Source organism: Pseudomonas sp. 05T35 (genome assembly GCF_056396605.1).
In genome coordinates, this window is sequence record NZ_JBFTLU010000528.1 from 1 (window position 1) to 2,774 (window position 2,774).

A 2,774-nucleotide genomic window follows, 5' to 3' on the forward strand; every position below is an offset into this window, starting at 1 on the left:
GTGGCTCAGAGTCTTGATCACGATGTTGGCCTCACGGTTATTTGAGGTACTGCCTCTGATGGGCAGTGTTTTTTGTAGTCAGTGATGACGCCATTGCGAGCAGGCTCGCTCCCACATTTGAAATGCGTTCCCTTGTGGGAGCGAGCCTGCTCGCGATAGGCCGAAGGCCGCTTTCAGCGTTTCACAGCCGTCGGCTTGTGCAACTCAGCGCGCTTGCTCAGCAAATCGAACACCGCCGGGTACGCCGGGCGTTCTATGTAGCGCCCGGCACCGCGTTCGGCACGCAGGTCGCCGTTGGCCCAGACCAGTCGACCCTGACTGATGGTGTGGCTGGGCACACCGCGCACGGTCTTGCCTTCAAAGATGTTGAAGTCGACGTTTTGGTGATGGGTCTTGGCAGAAATGGTGCGTGTACCTTGCGGGTCCCACAGCACCAGGTCGGCATCGGCGCCGACACGGATCGAGCCTTTGCGCGGGTAGAGATTGAAGATTTTTGCGGTGTTGGTAGAGGTCAGCGCAACGAAGTCCTGCATCGACAGGCGCCCGGTGTTGACCCCTTCATCCCACAGCACCGCCATGCGGTCTTCGATGCCGGCCGTGCCGTTGGGGATTTTGCTGAAGTCGTCACGACCCGCGGCTTTCTGTTCGGCACAGAAACAGCAGTGGTCAGTGGCGGTGGTGTGCAGGTTGCCCGATTGCAGGCCGTGCCAAAGCGCTTCCTGGTGGCCGCGCGGACGGAAGGGCGGGCTCATCACGTAGCCGGCGGCGGTTTGCCAATCCGGGTGCTGGTAGACGCTGTCATCCAGCAGCAAGTGCCCGGCCAGCACTTCGCCGTAGACCGGTTGGCCCTTGCTGCGGGCGTAGGTGATTTCATCCAGCGCTTCCTTGGTCGAGACGTGGACCAGGTACAGCGGCGTACCAAGCGTTTCAGCGATACGGATCGCCCGGCTCGCGGCTTCACCTTCAACCTGGGACGGTCGCGACAGCGGATGCGCTTCAGGCCCGGTGATGCCCTGGGCCATCAACTTGCGTTGCAGGTGATAGACCAACTCGCCGTTTTCCGCGTGCACGGTCGGCACGGCACCGAGCTCCAGGCAGCGCTCGAAACTCGCGACCAGCGTGTCGTCGGCCGCCATGATCGCGTTTTTATACGCCATGAAATGCTTGAAGCTGTTGACCCCATGGTGGCTGACCAACTCGGCCATTTCTTCGCGAACCTGTTCGCTCCACCAGGTGATGGCGACGTGAAAGCCATAGTCGGAGGCTGATTTCTCAGCCCAGCCACGCCACTGATGGAAAGCTTCCAGCAGCGATTGCTGCGGATTGGGAATCACGAAATCGATGATCGACGTGGTACCACCCGCCAGACCCGCCGCCGTGCCGCTGAAGAAGTCTTCGCTGGCCACGGTGCCCATGAAGGGCAGTTGCATGTGCGTGTGCGGGTCGATGCCGCCGGGCATCAGGTATTGGCCGCTGCCGTCGAGTACTTCGCAGCCGGCGGGAGTATCGAGGTTGTTGCCGATGGCTTTGATCACGCCGTCGGCGCACAAGACATCGGCGCGATAACTTTCATCATGGGTAATAACGGTGGCGCCACGGATCAACAGAGACATTCCGAGTTCCTCGCAGGCTTGACTGGCTTATGCCGGTTCTAAGTGTTTTATATGTAGCAGGCTAAGGAAGTGGTATTCCTGTCAGCGCTGTCAGGAATAAACGCTAGCTGGAGATATCGGATTGGGCAAGAATATTTTTTATAAGCTTATATCGATATTAACTTGTTGAAATTTAACGATTAAAAATACAAAACACCAAAATGGTGAGGTCTCTCACCATTTTGACGCACTTGACAGGATCGAAATATGGTCAAGATTTCCTATGTGAAATCAGCTATTTGAGGTGCGCCTGTGGCTGACAGAAAAAATACAAAATAAATGTAACGCACCAGATTGAGCCCTGACGGCTCGGACAACTTGCCCGGCATTTTGCCTGAGTGCCCGGACAAGTCTTCGCGGGCTTGATTGTTGTTTGAATAAAACTGATGAACATCAGTTGTTTACATGGATTTTACCGGCGCGCAAAGGTCGTCAGCAAAGCCTCCGGCATGTTTATTGATTGCTGCCGCTGACACCTTGGCCGGCCGGTAAAAGTCGTAAGTTCTCCGGCCATCGTCCGGCTTGTGGTTAAACCGCAGGCCAGCCCGATGAGCAAAATAATCAAAAAAACAGTGGAGCGGCCATGCAACAGAACAGATCGCAAGTCACCGAGCGCGAAGGGTTGTACGAACTGGACGCCGGCAGTGACGTCCTCGACAGTCCCCGATACRACCACGACATTGCGCCGACCAAGGTGCACGAACGAACCTGGAACAAATGGCACATCACCGCGTTGTGGATCGGCATGTCGGTGTGTGTGCCGACTTACACCCTCGGCGGGGTGCTTACCGCGTACTTTGGCCTGAGCGTTGGCGAAGCGCTGCTGGCGATTCTGCTGGCCAACGTCATTGTGCTGATTCCACTGACCCTTAACGCCTTTGCGGGAACCAAGTACGGGATTCCCTTTCCGGTGTTGCTGCGTTCATCGTTCGGGGTGATCGGTTCCAACGTGCCGTGCCTGATCCGCGCGCTGGTGGCCTGCGGCTGGTTCGGTATCCAGACGATGTTTGGCGGGCTGGCGATTCACCTGTTTCTCGGCTCGGTTTTCGAGGGCTGGAAATCCCTCGGGGGCACCGGCGAAGTGATCGGCTTCATGATGTTCTGGACGCTGAACCTGTGGGT

The 2,774-nt window shown here is 57.3% G+C and carries 2 protein-coding genes; one reads left to right on the forward strand and one right to left on the reverse strand.

Annotated features, from left to right (window positions below):
- Window positions 1-173: 173 nt before the first annotated feature.
- A complete protein-coding gene (hydA, locus tag AC1DH9_RS26605) occupies window positions 174-1,613 on the reverse strand; it encodes a dihydropyrimidinase (protein WP_427539301.1) in 1,440 nt (479 codons plus the stop codon).
- A 622-nt stretch (window positions 1,614-2,235) separates the two neighbouring features.
- On the opposite strand from hydA, the gene AC1DH9_RS26610 reads away from it, so the two are divergent.
- The coding region (locus AC1DH9_RS26610) for a cytosine permease (RefSeq protein ID WP_477809104.1) at window positions 2,236-2,774 on the forward strand (539 nt) is incomplete at its 3' end.